The 16672-nt window shown below is 44.8% G+C and carries 17 protein-coding genes and 1 other annotated feature; all 17 genes read right to left on the minus strand.

Annotated features, from left to right (window positions below):
• Nucleotides 1–39: 39 nt before the first annotated feature.
• Nucleotides 40–732, minus strand: a complete 693-nt coding sequence (locus DW251_RS04230) for an AAA family ATPase (protein WP_118300341.1) — start codon at nucleotides 730–732, stop codon at nucleotides 40–42.
• On the minus strand, nucleotides 630–3284 hold the full coding sequence (locus DW251_RS04235) for an ATP-dependent RecD-like DNA helicase (RefSeq protein WP_118300342.1): 2655 nt from the start codon (nucleotides 3282–3284) through the stop codon (nucleotides 630–632). The genes DW251_RS04230 and DW251_RS04235 overlap by 103 nt, the downstream gene beginning before the upstream one ends.
• 88 nt (nucleotides 3285–3372) lie before the next feature.
• Nucleotides 3373–3819, minus strand: a complete 447-nt coding sequence (locus DW251_RS04240; protein WP_021870723.1) for a SpoVA/SpoVAEb family sporulation membrane protein — start codon at nucleotides 3817–3819, stop codon at nucleotides 3373–3375.
• Between the two features lie 45 nt (nucleotides 3820–3864).
• On the minus strand, nucleotides 3865–4302 hold the full coding sequence (locus tag DW251_RS04245; RefSeq protein WP_118300343.1) for a stage V sporulation protein AB: 438 nt from the start codon (nucleotides 4300–4302) through the stop codon (nucleotides 3865–3867).
• Nucleotides 4292–4939, minus strand: coding sequence for a stage V sporulation protein AA (locus DW251_RS04250; RefSeq protein WP_021870725.1), 648 nt, complete (start codon nucleotides 4937–4939; stop codon nucleotides 4292–4294). The genes DW251_RS04245 and DW251_RS04250 overlap by 11 nt, the downstream gene beginning before the upstream one ends.
• Nucleotides 4936–5172 (minus strand): hypothetical protein, encoded by a 237-nt coding sequence (locus DW251_RS04255; protein WP_118300344.1) that lies wholly within the window; start codon nucleotides 5170–5172, stop codon nucleotides 4936–4938. The genes DW251_RS04250 and DW251_RS04255 overlap by 4 nt, the downstream gene beginning before the upstream one ends.
• A 70-nt stretch (nucleotides 5173–5242) precedes the next feature.
• Nucleotides 5243–5962, minus strand: coding sequence for a SigB/SigF/SigG family RNA polymerase sigma factor (locus DW251_RS04260; RefSeq protein WP_021870727.1), 720 nt, complete (start codon nucleotides 5960–5962; stop codon nucleotides 5243–5245).
• 5 nt (nucleotides 5963–5967) lie between these two features.
• Entirely contained in the window at nucleotides 5968–6429 is a 462-nt protein-coding gene (gene spoIIAB / locus DW251_RS04265) for an anti-sigma F factor (protein ID WP_118300345.1), read from the minus strand.
• Between the two features lie 10 nt (nucleotides 6430–6439).
• Nucleotides 6440–6784 carry an anti-sigma factor antagonist gene (locus tag DW251_RS04270; protein ID WP_021870729.1) on the minus strand — a complete coding sequence of 115 codons (345 nt, stop codon included), beginning with the start codon at nucleotides 6782–6784 and terminating at the stop codon, nucleotides 6440–6442.
• A gap of 215 nt (nucleotides 6785–6999) precedes the next feature.
• Nucleotides 7000–8307, minus strand: a complete 1308-nt coding sequence (locus DW251_RS04275) for a tetratricopeptide repeat protein (protein ID WP_021870730.1) — start codon at nucleotides 8305–8307, stop codon at nucleotides 7000–7002.
• Entirely contained in the window at nucleotides 8304–8450 is a 147-nt protein-coding gene (locus DW251_RS17875; RefSeq protein WP_021870731.1) for a hypothetical protein, read from the minus strand. Before DW251_RS17875 ends, DW251_RS04275 begins: the two co-directional genes overlap by 4 nt.
• Nucleotides 8447–9751 (minus strand): folylpolyglutamate synthase/dihydrofolate synthase family protein, encoded by a 1305-nt coding sequence (locus tag DW251_RS04280; protein ID WP_118300346.1) that lies wholly within the window; start codon nucleotides 9749–9751, stop codon nucleotides 8447–8449. The genes DW251_RS17875 and DW251_RS04280 overlap by 4 nt, the downstream gene beginning before the upstream one ends.
• Nucleotides 9752–9800: 49 nt before the next feature.
• A complete protein-coding gene (locus tag DW251_RS04285; protein WP_021870733.1) occupies nucleotides 9801–10709 on the minus strand; it encodes a DMT family transporter in 909 nt (302 codons plus the stop codon).
• A 127-nt stretch (nucleotides 10710–10836) separates the two neighbouring features.
• Nucleotides 10837–13479: a valine--tRNA ligase gene (locus DW251_RS04290; protein WP_021870734.1), complete on the minus strand. Its 2643-nt coding sequence runs from the start codon at nucleotides 13477–13479 to the stop codon at nucleotides 10837–10839.
• A 278-nt stretch (nucleotides 13480–13757) separates the two neighbouring features.
• Nucleotides 13758–14056, minus strand: a binding site (T-box leader).
• 71 nt (nucleotides 14057–14127) lie between these two features.
• Complete coding sequence (locus DW251_RS04300; RefSeq protein WP_021870735.1) at nucleotides 14128–14598, minus strand: YbaK/EbsC family protein; 471 nt, start codon at nucleotides 14596–14598, stop codon at nucleotides 14128–14130.
• A gap of 2 nt (nucleotides 14599–14600) precedes the next feature.
• Entirely contained in the window at nucleotides 14601–15416 is an 816-nt protein-coding gene (locus tag DW251_RS04305; RefSeq protein ID WP_021870736.1) for a hypothetical protein, read from the minus strand.
• A complete protein-coding gene (locus DW251_RS04310) occupies nucleotides 15413–16636 on the minus strand; it encodes a DUF5716 family protein (protein ID WP_118300347.1) in 1224 nt (407 codons plus the stop codon). Before DW251_RS04310 ends, DW251_RS04305 begins: the two co-directional genes overlap by 4 nt.
• Between the last annotated feature and the right edge of the window lie 36 nt (nucleotides 16637–16672).

Below are 16672 nucleotides of genomic sequence, written 5' to 3' on the forward strand. Positions count from 1 at the left end.
AAAAATGCACACCCGCATAACGAAATATTCTGTTCATCGTTACGGATTAGATAAATCGTTATTCTTGTATCTACCTCTTCTGATAATTACCCTTGCACGAACTGTATCTATATTTCTGTTCTGAGTCAATTCGTCAATCTCATCTGCAATATTTTCCGCACCATCAAAGTCTTTCAATTCAAGCAAGGAATACATTTCCTCTGTTTTTTGTTTAATGATCGCACTTACCGAATCTGTTTCCATTTTGTCTTCCAAAATAGAATTGGAATCCATACCAAACATCCCCGTTGTTTGTACCACCTGAATATCCGATCCGTTCCTGGATAAAGCATAAACATTAAAATCGTGATCTACCTCCCCCAGGATCTGAGGTGAATGAGTAGTAATGATAAACTGAATATTAGGAAATGTTTTCTTTAACATGGAAATAACTTTCCGTTGCCAGGAAGTGTGCATATGAAGTTCCAATTCATCGATTAGAACCACACCATCTCCCTGAAGTGGATCATCCAATGACGGATTTGCAATCGCCAAGCGTCGTGCAATATCTCCAAATAAAGCCAGTGTGCATTTTTCTCCATCTGAAAGCTGCAAAACATCCAGATTTGTAACCATTTCATACAACTCTCTTATAAGGTCTGCATCTGCCTTTTGATCCACTCCATGATCACATCTACCACATATTTTTGCTCTGTTTCTGTCAGTTCTCTTCCCTTTGGAATGTGATGCCATTTTTCCAGACAACTGCGGCAGCAGGTACCGGTAGCGTGTTGCCCGATAAATACAGGATGACCTCTCATTGGTGTCTGTTTTCCATCATTTTTCGGCTCTGCAGGTGCCAGCCTGTCACGGATAAAATCTGTGGCATGGCTTCGCACTGTATCCATACCTTTTTCTATTACATAATGCCTGTCATTAGCCTTTAATGTGAAACTGCTGCGAAATTTCGACTGGGAAAGGCGTTTCCAGAGGTTGCCTTCGTAGGCGGCCGGTGTTTCCGATACCATAGACGGCTGGATACTGTTTTTGTATACGATCATTTTTTCTTTTTGTGCTGAATTTGGTTTTTGCAAAGCTGTTCCGTCAGCCCCCACAGTTTCTTCTCCCTGGACCAGTTTTTTTGCCAGTGCCGCTGCCACAGCCCGCGACTCTTCACTTTCCGGCTGTAGCCGCTTCGCCAGCTTCGTATTTCTCCCTGCTGTTGTTTCATTGCGGATGGCATAAAAAATGGCTTTCCGCTCCCCGATCAATACCAGTATCTTCTTCGCCCTTGTAACACCTGTATAGAGAAGATTTCGTTGCAGCATCACAAAGTGACTCATGGTAAAGGGCATGACTACAATGGGATATTCGCTTCCCTGGGCTTTGTGGATGGTGACTGCATAAGCTAATGACAACTCATCCAGTTCCGTCACATCATAGACTACCTTTCGCCCATCAAAATCTACCGTCAGTTCCCGTTCTTCTGTATCCACTTTGCAGATAGTCCCAATATCCCCATTAAATACTTCTTTGTCATAATCGTTTCTGATCTGCATTACTTTATCATTCAACCGATACTGGGTACCACCCCGGCGCAGGCAGATATCTGTAGGATTCATGGCTTCCTGAAGTATCTGGTTTAGATTGACTGCGCCGCACTCTCCTCTTTGCATAGGCGTCAGCACCTGGATATCCTGAATAGGATCTACATGGTAATACCGTGGGAGGTTTTCTTTGCAATACTGAACCAGCGTTGCCACAGTTTCTTCGTTTGTCTGCTTTTCCGCAAAGAAAAAGTCGGAATTTCTGCCGCCCCGCATATCAATAGCTTCCCCTTTATTTATCCTATGGGCGTTCATGATAATACGGCTTCCCTGGGCCTGACGGAAGATCCTGGTAAGACGCACCACCGGGATCCGCCCGGACTCGATCATATCACGGAGCACATTTCCGGCGCCTACACTTGGAAGCTGATCAATGTCACCAACTAAAACCAGAGACATATGTTCCGGAATTGCTTTTAACAGGTTGTACATAAGCATGATATCCACCATGGAACATTCATCCAGGATAAGCACATCTCCCTCTAAAGGCTTGTCCCCATTTTTCTGGTATCCTTCCGGTGGCTTGTATTCCAAAAGGCGGTGAATGGTCTTTGCTTCCATACCTGTTGCCTCTGCCATACGCTTTGCCGCCCGCCCTGTTGGAGCTGCTAAAAGGATCTTATAACCGGCCATCTTATAGGCAGATATAATACCCAGTGTGGTAGTGGTTTTTCCGGTTCCCGGACCGCCGGTGAGTATCATGACTTTGGAAGAAATAGCTGTTCTTACTGCTTCTAACTGGATCTCATCGTAGGTGATCTGCGACTGAGATACCACTTTTTCCAGTGTTTTTTCTGCATCAATCACAGATTTTCGTCCGGTAAGCAAAAGTTCCAGCAGCCGCTTTGCGCAACCGCTTTCTGAAAAATAATAAGGCGGCAGATAAATGGCTTCTTCCTCCTGGATCACGTCCTTGGTGCGAAGCATCTCATCTAAGGTAACTTCAATTTCTCCTTCTTCTACTTCCAGAAGTTCTTTTGCCTTTTTTACCAGCTGCTCCCGTTCCCCATAACAGTGACCATTTTCCGCCAGTTTATTTAAGGTATAAAAAATACCACTGCGCAGACGGACAAATTTTGTCTTGTCAATGCCCATTTTCTCCGCAATGGAATCGGCTGTTTTAAATCCAATGCCCCAGATATCATCTGCCAGGCGGTATGGATTTTCTTTTACAATGGAAATGCTTTCACTTCCATAGGTTTTATAGATCTTGGTAGCATGGGAAGTGCTGACTTCGTTGCTTTGAAGGAACAGCATAATATTTTTGATCTCTTTCTGGTCCTTCCAGCTGGTTTTGATCCGTTCTGCCCGCACTTTTCCAATGCCGGGAACTTTGATCAGTTCTTCCGGTGTCTCATCGATAATATCCAGCGTATTTTCACCGAATTTTTCCACGATCTTTCTTGCAAAAACAGGCCCGATCCCTTTGACAAGACCGGACCCAAGATATTTTTCAATACCATATACAGTGGCAGGAAGCGTTTCCTCAAAGCGCTCTGCGCAAAACTGCCTGCCGTATCTGGCGTTCATTTTCCAGAAGCCGTCTAAAGACAGGACAGAGCCCACATGGGTATCCGGCATAGTGCCAACTACTGTTACCAGATCACTATAGTTTTTCACTGCGCATTTTAAAACTGTATAACCATTTTCCTCATTTTGATATGTAATACGCTCCACCACGCAGCGCAGATGCTCCATGTATTTCTCTCCTTATCCTTCTCTTCTGACTTTTATGATAGTTAATAATCAATAGTATAACACACAAAAAATGAGCCGTCTATGCGACTCACATTTTCTGCAAAACCCAGTATCCCATTCCCAATATCCAGCTTACTCCCACGCCATACAGGATCACAGGCCCGGCGATGGTAAATATCTTTACACCGATACCGAAAACCTGGCCTTCGGAGCGGAATTCCACTGCGGGAGCAGCTACGGAATTAGCAAAGCCGGTGATGGGTACAAGGGCTCCGGCTCCGCCGAATTTTACCAGTTTCTGGTAAATGTTAAGACCGGTACATAAGGCGCTCAAAAATACCAGGATAATGGAAGTCCAGGCACCTGCCGCCTCTGCCTCCAGCCCCCAGGTATTTGTCACCCGGTTCATAATCAACTGCCCCAGAGTGCATATCAGTCCCCCTGTTATAAATGCTTTTCCCATAGAAGCCCAAAGATTATGGACCGGGGTGATCTCTTTAATGTAGTCCGCATAGTTTTTCTTGTCGATCTCCATGTTCTTTTCCTTTCTATGACCATGTTGAAACCACTTTTTTCATTCTCATCCTGCTGCCATCCGCCTCCAGAAATACAGCAGCGATCCGCCACATTTCCCTGCAGCAATAGCAATGATCAGCCATGGAAGCCCCACAGACAGCCGGATCCGCCTTGAAAATGTGGGAAGTGCTTTTAAGGTTTCTGCCAGAGACATGGCAAGACAGCCTGTAAATATTCCCACACTGACGCCCCCTGTAAGAAGAAAGATCTGCCCAAACACTTCGCCTAAGGGCAGTCTTACCTTATAAAGCTCCATGATATTTCCCAATACTCCCCCGAGAATGATCATATTTTCATAGAGCATGATATTTTTCTTTGTCTTCGTTTTCCCGATCAGCCGCACAAAAACACCGATGATGGCCAGAAATGCATAAACGCCGGCTGCAATGATCCCGCCGGAACAAAGGCCGAAAAAAAGGAGAAAGATATTTTTAATCCACATCGATCTCTTTCTCCTTTCTACCTGCCTGGTCGATCAGGGTCTTACAGATATTTTCTTCATAAAGGCGCATTTCCACTTCCAAAGGTGTGGGATCGGTATTCAGCTTTTTCACTGCAATATGGTTGAAAAATACCAAAATCCCAATAGCAAGTCCCACACTGTATCCTGCTTCCATCAGCCCAAAACCATCTGGCTGCCGTCCCATGACCTGAAAGTAGACCTGACTGAGTACATCCCCTACATTTACATCATTATTAAAGGTCATAATAGCAAATGCTGCCCCGAAAAAGCTGACCAGACACACAAAGACTGTTTTTATCCACTGCCAGCAAACTTCCGAAGCCTTTGGCGGCTTATAGGCGATGATAAAATCCGACTCTCCCAGGTTGTTTACCTCAATGGACGGATCCAATGCCTCTAACATCCGCACTACTTCCAGCGCGCTCATTACATAACGCCTTGCTTCTTTTTCAGGGATACTCTTTACTTTTAATGCCCTGCATTTACTTAAGATCACCTTATCCCGGCAGGTCACTTCCCCTACATCCTTTAAAAATACATCCCTGCGGCGGAGCTCCGTGATCTGGTTTAACTGTATATAGACGGTCTGACTCTGGCTGCTGCCTGTCTGGCTCATAGGTTTTCACTCCACCCTTCGCCATTTTCTTCTATCAGCAGACTGGCCGGCGCTGCCGCAAAAGCCGGAATTCCGGTTTCTGTCATGTTATAATACGCCGTTACCTCATTTTCCACCAGCATCCCTTCTTTTTCATACTCCGGTTCCCTCATACTCCACAACAGATACCCTGTGACCATACCTGCTAAAAGAAGAAGAAAAATAAGAACTGCTTTTACGCTTTTCATTTTCATCTGAAACTCACATCCTTTCACAGCTAGAATGTGCCTTTTTTTCATTTTTATTCGTTTTTATCCGTTTATTTTATCCTTCAAAACGCTTTCGCAGTTCTTTTAAACACTTTTTTTCCAGGCGGGAAACCTGGACCTGGGATACCCCTAACGCTTTTGCAGTTTCCATCTGGGTCTGATTATAAAAATACCGGCGCAGGATCAGTTCTTTTTCCTGGGGTGCCAGATCTTTCATGACTTTTTCCAGGGTAAGCCTGTTTAAAAGCTGTTCCTGGGCCTCACTTTTTTCTTCTAACTTGTCCATTAAAACACCTTTTTCTCCTTCTGTGGCGCTTAAAGGCCTGTAAATAGACTCCACCTGGGCGCCTGCCTCCAGGGAAGCGGCTACTTCTTCACTGCTTACCCCAAGCTTCCCTGCAATCTCTTCTACGGTTGGATCCCGTCCATAACAGTCCGATAATTCTTCTTTTACAAGAAATACTTTTCCTGCCAGTTCTTTTAAAGAACGGCTTACCTTAATCATGCCGTCATCCCGCAAAAATCTCCGGATTTCACCTGATATCATTGGTACTGCATAGGTAGAAAACCTCACCTGGTAATTCAGGTCAAATTTATCGATTGCCTTGATCAGACCGATACTTCCGATCTGAAACAGATCTTCCTGTTCATATCCACGACCTGCAAAGCGTTTTACAATGCTCCATATCAGTCCCATATTGTCTGTTACCAGCCTGTCCCTGGCTGCTTTATCTCCCTGGTGAGCTAATTCGATCAATTTCAGGGTCTCATCCATAAAGCTTACCTTCCAATATGTTTTTTCATGGTCACTGCTGTCCCTTTTCCCGGTTCCGACTCCACGGTCACTTCATCCATAAACGCTTCCATAAAGGAAAATCCCATGCCGGAACGTTCCCCGGTGGTATCCGTTGTATATAAGGGTTCCATGGCCTTTTTTACATCCTGGATACCGGCTCCTGTATCTGTCACACAGACGGTCAGTGTTTTTTCAGCTGGATCAGCCGTCATATCTAAAAATATCTCTCCACCTTCTTTTCCATAACCATGGATAATGGCATTGGTGACTGCCTCTGACACTGCTGTTTTTACATCCTGGGTCTCCTCCAATGTGGGATCTAAGCGGCTCATAAATACAGCTGCCACCACCCTGGCAAACTCTTCATTACGGGAATTGCTTTCAAATTCCAGTCTTACATGTTCTTTCTGTCTGGTCTGTTCCTTCTGTCCTTCCACCTTTTCCATCCTCCTGCTTTTATAAATTTCCCAGAGCACTTTCACGGTCCTTAAACCCCCGGATCAGACGCACCAGCCCGCCCATTTCAAGGATACGGACCACTCTCGGGCCTGCTCCGTAATAAGTAACAGTCCCTCTGCTGGCTGCCATCTGCTTATAACGGTTTAATAAGACCCCAATCCCGGAAGAGTCCATAAATTCTGTTTTTCCAAAATCGAAGATAATGCGGTTGATATAGTTTTCATCTAACATCAGGTCCGTATCCCTTTTTAAGTCCCTGCAGTTATGGTGATCCAACTCTTTTGGCATATGGATCAGTAACGTATCTCCCAATGCTTCGTATGTAATTTTTGCCTGTTTCATGGTTCCCAGTTCCTCCTTATAATATTATTATGGGATGTCCGCCGGACCGGCAGACGAAACTCCCGGACATATAAGTCTGGCATACGCGCAGTCAGCGCGTTATCCGTATGTAAAGCCAAAAAAACAGAGAAAAGGTTGTTATTCTTTTCTCTGCTGTATAATTTCAATATTCAATTACTGACCCCGGTTTTCCCAACCGGAGAACTTTACACATTTTAATACCCTCTTGCCGTTGCTGCCCTCTGGGCGTACTCAGAGTCTCCATGTTCTCCAACGATCTTATCAAACATGGCATTGGCATTTTCAGTATCTCCATTTTCCTGATACAGACGGCCTACATAAAACATGGCTTCCGGGTTATCCGGCTGGATCTTTAAGCTGGCCTGGAAGTAATCCATTGCCTGTGTCTTGTCACCGCCATTCCACAGCTGCAGTCCCTGCTGTACCAGACTCTGATAGATGTTGCCTGCCATATCCTGACGGATGTTGCTTATGATCCCCTGGATATTTTCATCTTCGATCATATCAAAGTTTGCGTCTGCAAAGGTCTTTGCTGCGGTTACCAGATCACCGGTGCGGTAATACTGGAGCACCCAGATCAGGCTCTGGTACTGGGCCAGGACACTGGTATTTCCTGTTGTAAGCTCGTCCAGTTTTTTCTGTACCTCGTCTTTCTGGGCTTTCAGATCATCATTTTCCTGCTGCAAGCTGTCATTTTGCTGGTTTGCATTATTAAGCTGCTGCATATAGCCAATCAGTTCATCATCCCTGACACGGTTTAAACTGCTCTCCCTTGCAGGAAGGACCAGTACATAAAAGGCAACCAGTCCCATGATCAGACCAATGATAATATGAAACACAGTGGAAAGACCGGTATTTTCCTTGTAGGTATTTGGGATGATAACATCATCATCCTGCATCTGTCTGTGGGAAAATGCCTTGATCATCTTCCGCTTTTCTGCATCTGCCCGGCCTGTATTCTGCTTTACCAAAGACATGTAATACAGGGCTTTGGGATTGCTTTTGTCGATCTGCAGGATCTTAAAAAGGGAACGTCCTGCCTTATTGTAATCTTCCCTGCGCATATACAAAAGAGCCAGAAGAAGATGGGCTTTTACAAAATGAGGCTTGGCTGCCACCACACGGGCCAGCTGCAGGATCGCCAGGTCATCACTGCCGTTTTGTGCATGCCACAGCGCCTGGTTAAATGTTTTCACATTCTGGCTTTCTGTTTCTAACTGTCCCGGTTTTCTCTGGATCTCATCTAAATAATGATCTGCCAGATTATTTTCCGGCTGCAGGTTTAAGCTGATGACCCACTGGACTAATGCATCTGCCACTTCCCCATTTTCATAATAGATCAGACCCAAAAGATTTCTGGCATCTGTCTGATATTTAGAAAAATGCAGGCTTTTTTTCAGGCACTGTGCTGCTCCGGAAAGGTCCCGCACCTTTGCCTTTTCCAGACCCAGATTGTAATAGCTGTTGGCTATCTGTCTGTTCTTTGCTGCAATATCCATCATCGTTTATTTCCGTCTCTTTCCTTGATCAGTTCCATCATAATGTCTGTCATATCCGTAAGGTCGCTTTTTACAATGGCATCTTCTACTGCCTCTACATCAAGGCTTGGTTTGAAACGCTCAATTTCTTCTTCAAAATCGATCACTGTATCTTTTCTCCTTTCTTAAGCTGTACCTTTAATTCTCCGATCAGGTACAGGGAACCTGCACAGAAAAGCAGATCATCTCCTGCTCTGTTTTGCATCTGTTCCATTGCTTCTTCTGTATCCTCATAAGAAACGACCTGGCAGGAGGCGTATGTTTTAAAAACATCAGAAAGCCGCCCTGCTGACAGCCCTCTGTCACTGTTCATATGCACCACACCGATTCCTGCCCAGTTAAGACCTTCACAAAGTTCTTTTGCCATGGTTTCATATTCTTTATCTGCCACAGCAGCAAATAAAAGCCAGGTTTTTTTACCGGTTCTTTTCTGGATCTTTCCTGCTGCCTGGATAAAAGCAGCAATTCCCCCAGGATTGTGGGCGCCGTCCAGATAAACATTTTCTGAAGCTTTTTCCATTCTTCCCGGCCATCTGGCTGCACTGATCCCTTCACAGATCACTGCATCTGTTATACCTGTAAAAATACCTTTCTGATCCCGTAAAATGCGAAGAGCCGTTACGGCGATCTCTGCATTCTGTGCCTGGTAAGGTGCCTCAAAAGGAATAGAAAGCCTGAGCCCTTTTTCTCCCTTTTCTTTAAGTAAAATACCCTCTGAGCTGTCTTCTGTATCATAAAGCAGCTTTGACACAGGCAGGGAAACTGCCTTCATTTCCTTTGCTTTTGCACCGATCACAGCGCTGGCGTCTTTATCTGTATCATCAAATACTACCGGAACGCCCATTTTTATGATCCCCGCTTTTTCCCCTGCGATCTGTGGGATCGTGTTTCCAAGATACTGCATATGATCCCTGCTGATGGAGGTGATCACGCAAACTTTGGGAGACTCTAACACATTGGTCGCGTCCAGACGTCCTCCAAGACCTGTTTCGATCACCATTACATCTACTTTTTCACGGGCAAACAGTACCATTGCCATATAAAAAAGGAACTCAAAAAAAGTAGGATGGCAAAAGCCTTCTTCTACCATATGTTCCGCCTGTTTTTTTACTGTTTCAAAGGCCTCTTCAAAGGCATTTTTCTCTGCCGGTTCCCCGTTTATAAGAAAACGTTCCCGGATCTCCACCAGATGAGGGGAAATAAAAGTACCTGTACGCAGACCGGCCTTTTTTAATACAGAGGTCATAAACGCGCAGACAGAGCCCTTTCCGTTGGTACCTGCTACGTGGATAGCAGGGATCTTACGGTCCGGTCCGCCCATCTGATCTAAAAATATACGGATATCCTTTAAGGAATTTTTCTTGTTGGCCCACATGGGAAGCCGGTTCAAATATGCTTCTGCTTCCATCTGTTTCCTTTCCTCTTTATATTATACAAATTTTTTCCGGTTATCAACTCTATCTTTCCCCGGTTTTTCGACTTAAAATAACATCCGGAACCTGTGCCAGCACAATCGCTGAGAACATAAGAACGCAGCCAAGGATCTCTCTTCCTGTCAGCTTCTGTCCTAAGATCAGCCAGCCTGCAAGTACGGAAATACTGGACTCCAGACTTAAGATCAGGGAAGCGCTGGCTGGATTGACGCCTTTTTGTCCTACGATCTGTAAGGTATATCCCATACCACAGGACATAACACCAGCATAAAGGATCGGTTTCCATGCAGCAAGGATCTGGGCGATATGAGGCTCTTCAAAGATCGTCATACAGATCAGGGAAATAGTTCCGCTTACCAGAAACTGGATGCAGGACATTTTCACTCCGTCTACTGCCGGTGAGAAATAGTCGATGATCATAATATGTATGGAGAAGATAAAAGAGCAGATCATGATCAGGAAATCACCTTTCTGAAGTCCATGATCACTTCCTGACATACAAAGTAAATACAGACCTGCAACTGCAAGGACTACTGCCCCGGCGATGGCCGGACTGCACTTTTTGCCAAGAAACAGGCTGAGGATCGGCACAATGATAATATAGCAGGCTGTGATAAAGCCAACTTTTCCCACGCTTGTATACATAACACCAAACTGCTGGAAATTAGATGCCACACAAAGAGCAACGCCACAGCAGATCCCGCCTAAGATCAGTGTTTTTCTGTCACCAGGTGCCTTATAATCCTTTCCTTCTGCCTTCTTTTTGCGATCTAAAACAAGGATCACCGGGATCAGCACAAGACCGCCGATGATGCTTCTCACACCATTAAAAGTAAAAGGGCTCACATAATCCATGCCTACGCTCTGGGCAACAAAGGCAACACCCCAGATCGTAGCAGTTAAAAGTAATATCAGAGCATTTTTCAGTTTCATCGTTTGTTTTTCCTTTTTCATACAAGCTTTTCAGCCTTTTGTTCGCCCTGTTTGGCAAAACGGTCCAGACGGCATGTAGGTTCTGCCATCCGGGCCGTTTTTATTTTACGTGCTTTCGCACATTTGATTATTTCTCCAGCTGTGCCAGACGCTCTTTTACCTGCGCCATCATCTGGGTGTATTTCTCCAGTTTTGCCTTCTCTTCGTCGATCTTGGCCTGAGGAGCCTTGCTTACGAACTTCTCATTTCCAAGCATAGCATGAGAACGCTTTAATTCGCCTTCCAGACGTTTTTCTTCTGTCTTTAAGCGCTGAACTTCTTTTTCAATATCTACTAACTCTGCAAATGGCATGTAGATCACTGCCTTGTGGATCACAGCAGAAACTGCGTCCTCGCCAATACCTGCCTTATCCTTCTGAAGGATGACTTCACCGGCATATCCTAAGGATGCGAAGAAGCTGCGGCTGTTCTCAAAGATCTTTAATACAGCATCATCCTCAGATACTACATAAACAGTTGCCTTCTTGCTTGGCGGAACGTTCATGGAAGTACGTACATTTCGGATTGCTCTTACTGCCTCTTTGATGGTCTCAGTTGCCTCATGCTCTGCCTCAAATGCCCACTCTTCCTTGTATACAGGCCAGTTAGAAAGCATAATGGTATCTTCCTCTTCCTGTAAGTTGCAGAAGATCTCCTCAGTGATAAATGGCATAAATGGATGCAGCAGCTTTAATGCCTGGATCAGTACGTTCTTTAAGGTCCAGATAGCTGCAGCCTTGGTCTCATCTGCTTCATTGTACAGTCTTGGCTTCACCATCTCAATGTACCAGTCGCAGAACTCTTCCCAGATAAAGTCATATACCTTCTGAAGAGCAATACCTAATTCATACTTGTCCAGATTTTCAGTTACATCCTTAGTCAGGGCATTTACCTTGGAAAGGATCCACTTATCTGCCAGTGTCAGGTCTTTTTCAGTAACACCGGAAACATCTGCTGCCTTTTCAATATTCATCATAATGAAACGGGAAGCGTTCCATACCTTATTTGCAAAGTTACGGCTGTTTTCTACACGCTCCCAGTAGAAACGCATATCGTTTCCAGGTGCATTTCCTGTGATCAGGGTCATACGCAGAGCGTCTGCGCCGTACTTGTCAATAACTTCCAGAGGATCGATACCATTTCCAAGGGATTTACTCATCTTACGTCCCTGGGAGTCTCTTACCAGACCATGGATCAGTACTGTGTTAAATGGGCATTTGCCGGTCTGTTCAATACCGGAGAATACCATACGGATTACCCAGAAGAAGATAATATCGTATCCGGTTACCAGTACATCAGTTGGGTAGAAGTAATCCAGATCTTCTGTCTTATTTGGCCAGCCAAGAGTGGAGAATGGCCATAATGCAGAGGAGAACCAGGTATCCAGAGTATCTTCATCCTGCTTGAAATGGTTCTTACCGCACTTCGGGCATACAGTTGGAGCTTCTTTTGCAACAACTACATCACCGCAGTCCTGGCAGTAATAAGCAGGAATTCTGTGGCCCCACCATAACTGTCTGGAAATACACCAGTCACGGATGTTCTCTAACCAGTGAAGATAAGTCTTTCCAAAACTTTCCGGAACGAATTTTAACTGGCCGCTCTTTAATGCTTCAATGGCAGGTTTAGCCATTTCATCCATTTTTACAAACCACTGCTGTTTTACCATAGGCTCTACTGTGGTCTTGCAGCGGTCATGGGTACCTACATTGTGGGAATGAGGAACAACCTTTACTAACAGGCCCATCTTGTCTAAGTCTGCTACCATGGCCTTTCTTGCCTCATAACGATCCATGCCAAAGTATGGTCCAGGTACGTTGATGGTAGCGTCATCATTTAAGATAACGATCTCCTCTAAGTTGTGGCGCTTTCCAACCTCAAAGTCATTGGGGTCATGAGCAGGTGTGATCTTAACGCAGCCGGTACCAAACTCCTTATCTACATACTCATCTGCAATAACCGGGATCTGACGGTCGGTTAATGGCAGCTGCAGCATCTTTCCAACAATATCCTTGTAACGGTCATCATCCGGGTTTACAGCAACTGCAGTATCGCCTAAGAGAGTCTCAGGTCTGGTTGTTGCGATCTCTACGAAGCGTCCTGGCTCTCCTACTACCGGGTAGTTGATGTGCCAGAAGAAACCGTCCTGCTCTACATGCTCTACTTCTGCATCAGAAATAGAAGTCTTGCATACAGGGCACCAGTTTACAATACGGGAACCTTTATAAATATATCCTTTTTCATATAATTTGATAAAAACTTCCAAAACTGCGTCAGAACAGCCTTCGTCCATAGTGAAACGCTCTCTGTCCCAGTCAGCGGAAGAGCCTAATTTGTGAAGCTGCTTTACAATACGGGTGCCGTATTCATCTCTCCACTTCCAGCATTCCTTTAAGAAGCCTTCTCTTCCCAGGTCAGCCTTGCTGATCCCTTCTTCTTTCAGTTTGTTAATAACCTTAACTTCCGTTGCAATGGCTGCATGGTCAGTGCCTGGCTGCCATAATGCTTCGTATCCCTGCATTCTCTTATAGCGGATCAGGATATCCTGCATAGTGTTATCTAATGCATGTCCCATATGCAGCTGGCCTGTAATATTTGGCGGCGGCATAACAATGGTAAATGGTTTCTTACTTCTGTTTACTTCTGCGTGGAAATATTTTCCCTTCAGCCATTTGTCATAGAGGCGGTCTTCAATTTCCGCCGGATTGTAGGTCTTTTCCAGTTCCTTCATCTGAATTCTCCTTTTTATAATATGTCCTCTCGGAGTCTTTCCTGCACCTGCCTTTGTGGCCGATTTTCCGCCAGCTGTGCCCGAATTTCATCAACGTACGCACCGCGTACGCCTCAGAAATTTGGGCACAACTGACAAAAAATCTTCTCACAAAATCAAGTACAAAAAGATTCCGAGAGAACATTAATAAGTACAGCTTTTCTCTTTGCAGTAAACCTCCTGGCAGAGGTTGTATCCATTTGAAACAGCAAAAAAGCCCTCTGCATCCCATAGGGGAAGCAAAGGGCGACTGTATCGCGGTACCACCTTTGATCCAACCGATATGTACAACACATATATCATCCATATCCGGTCATCTCATGGAATACGAAAACCTGAAACATATCTTATATATATTTTAAAGCCTTTCGTACTCGCTCCCTTAACGCGGGCCAACGGAACAGGCTAATGTATCTTTCTCACCTGTCCGGCTCACAAGCTACCTTCCATTTTCAAGTATTCCCAAGCGGCCTTTCAGCCAGTGAGCCGCTTTCTCTGAGGGTCTTAAAAATGTACTCCTCTTGTTCATCACCATTTTTTATACTGCTGTTTTCAAGCATAAATATTTTTTACGGATTTGTCAAGAGCAAAGTTATTATAGATGTATCTTTACTGAGGCAGCTTGCACACATCCACCCACTGTTCAAAGTCACAGGACTTTTCCAGATCCGGGATGGACAGTTTTACAGCACTATTGCTGCTTCCACATGCAGGATAAACTACATCAAAGCGTCTTAAAGACTCATCTAAATACACCTTTACGCCCTCTTTGATACCGTAAGGGCATACACCCCCAACCTCATGGCCGATCAGTTCAGACACCTGCTCTACGGTCAGCATTTTTGCTTTTACACCGAAAAAGGATTTATATTTGTGATTGTCGATCTTCGCATCTCCTGCTGCCACGATGAGGACCGGTCCTTCTCCTGTTAAAAAAGATAATGTTTTTGCAATGTGGGCCGGTTCACAGCCTACTGCCACTGCTGCCAGCTCTACCGTTGCACTGGAAACATCAAACTCTTTGATCCTGTCTCCAAATCCTCTTTTTTCCAGAAATTCCTTTGCTGCCTGAAATGCCATGATTATGCCTCCTGTTTCCTGTACTCACTTTTCCATTTGCTGATCAGTTTTTTTGCCTTTTCTAACTGTCCTTCAGGATCCTGTTTCCACAGGGCTCTTAAATTTCTCACACTTGCTGCCTGTTTGGCATCTGTTTCTGCCTGGGACAGTTTCCCTTTCCATTCTTCCTTCCATTCTGGCTTAAAAAGAGCCTCATAGCTTTCATCAACGGAAAGTCCCGGAGCAAAACAGGTAAGAAAATAGATCTTTTCCAGGATCTGATCCTCTTCCTTTAATCCATAGGCTGTATCATATGCCTTATATGCCCTGGAAAACTGGAACATCTGGGCACAGGCAGCCCCTAAGTTCTGATAGACCTGGGACCAGAATGCCTCTTCTCCTTTTTTGCGTTCCCCTTCCTCGGTCAGTTTTTCATACTTCTGCAGTGCTTTTCCATACTGTTTCTGGGAAAAAAGATAATCTGCCACTGCCTTTCCATAAGCATTTTGAGAAAGGTTTCTGTAAGAAGCCGTTACCTGCTTAAATTTCTGTATCTCTTTTTCTGTATAGTAATCACATTCAGAAAGGAACAGGTACAAAGCCTCTTCCGGGCGGCCGCCGGCTTCCACCAGCTTTTCCATGCGTCCTGCAAGAAAGCCAAGTCCCAGCTCATTTTTCACAAAGAAAAACAAAGAGGCATCTACAAAATCATTCATCACAAGAAGGGGATGATGGTAGATCACATAGCAAAGTTCCTGGGAAGAATATATATGGATCCCCAGAACTTCAATATAAAAGGGATGTTTTACTTTTTCCCTTCTGCACAATAATAAACTCATAAGATTACCTCTTGTCTGATCACTGCATCAGATGCCGGGAACAGCTCTCCAAAGCCCATATCCCGGATCACCACCGCCATGGTATTTTCATCTGTAAATCCAATATTCATCCGGATCCTGGTAGTCTTTTCCGGCCGGTCAGGAAAACCTGTAAGGGGCACGGAAACGGCTCTCTTTTTCCGGGAGTCCAGATGGGAAATAAGAAATTCGATCTCTTTTTGTCCATCTAAGATCAGTTCCAGAGAACTTTTTGACTCATACCAGTTATCCCCATAGGAGGCAACTGCCAGCATGATCTCTTTTCCTGCACGCATGACTTTCAGGGCTACTTCTGCCTTTAATCTACCTTCACAGACAAACACATAAGGAAATTCCGTTCCCTGAACCATATAGTCCCTTGCCTTGATCGCTGCTCCCTTGGAAAACAGCACATTTTCCACAAACACCCTTCTCCGGTTGCAGGCAAGTTTCATAAAACCGGTTGCCCAGTCCTGACGTTCAAAGCCTTTTCCTGTAAGGAATACGGTTGAAAACAACTTATTTTCCAGAAGTTTTTCCCCACAGGAACAAAGGATCTGATCTGCCAGCTTGCTTCCGGAAGGGGAGTCAAGGATATCCAAGTCAAAGGCTTCTTCCTGGTTTTGTGCTTCTGCCTGGACCATGTTGCGGCGCATGCCCCTTTGTACCTTCATTTCATAATAGCAGAGCCGGTCTTCTGATAACTCAAATAAACCTACCTGGTTACTCCACAGCTCTTTGCGCTGACTGAGCACATAGTAAGCAAAACTTTCTGTATGACTGATCACATGGACACGGTCCCTGGGAATGTTCAGATAATCTGCACAGTACATCAGGCAGTCTGTTACTTTTGCGTCTGTTCCGTGCATGGTGATCACCAGCTGCTCCACCTGGTCTGTATGGAATTCCTTAAAAGGACAGTCTAACAGCTTTTTCAAAAATATCTTTAATAGATCCGTACCTGTATAGCAGATCCCTCCTATAGTAGAAGTTCCCTCCTTGCGGACCATTTTAAGCAGCTTGTCTACGATCACGCCTTCGCCTAAAAGAGTGGCTGCATAGGCTTCTTCTCCTATGAGCCAGGTTTCTTTCTCTTTTCTGCGGCAGATCACTGTAGGAACTGTCCAGGACTTTTCTTTTTCATTGCAGCTGATCTGGGAATAATCGTCATTCAGATCTAACCCGATCACAAGTCCTTCCATCTATTTGTTTCCTCCGTTGTAGTTCATATGTACGTT

It is taken from the genome of Clostridium sp. AM22-11AC (assembly GCF_003473545.1).
GTDB lineage: Bacteria > Bacillota > Clostridia > Lachnospirales > Lachnospiraceae > Enterocloster.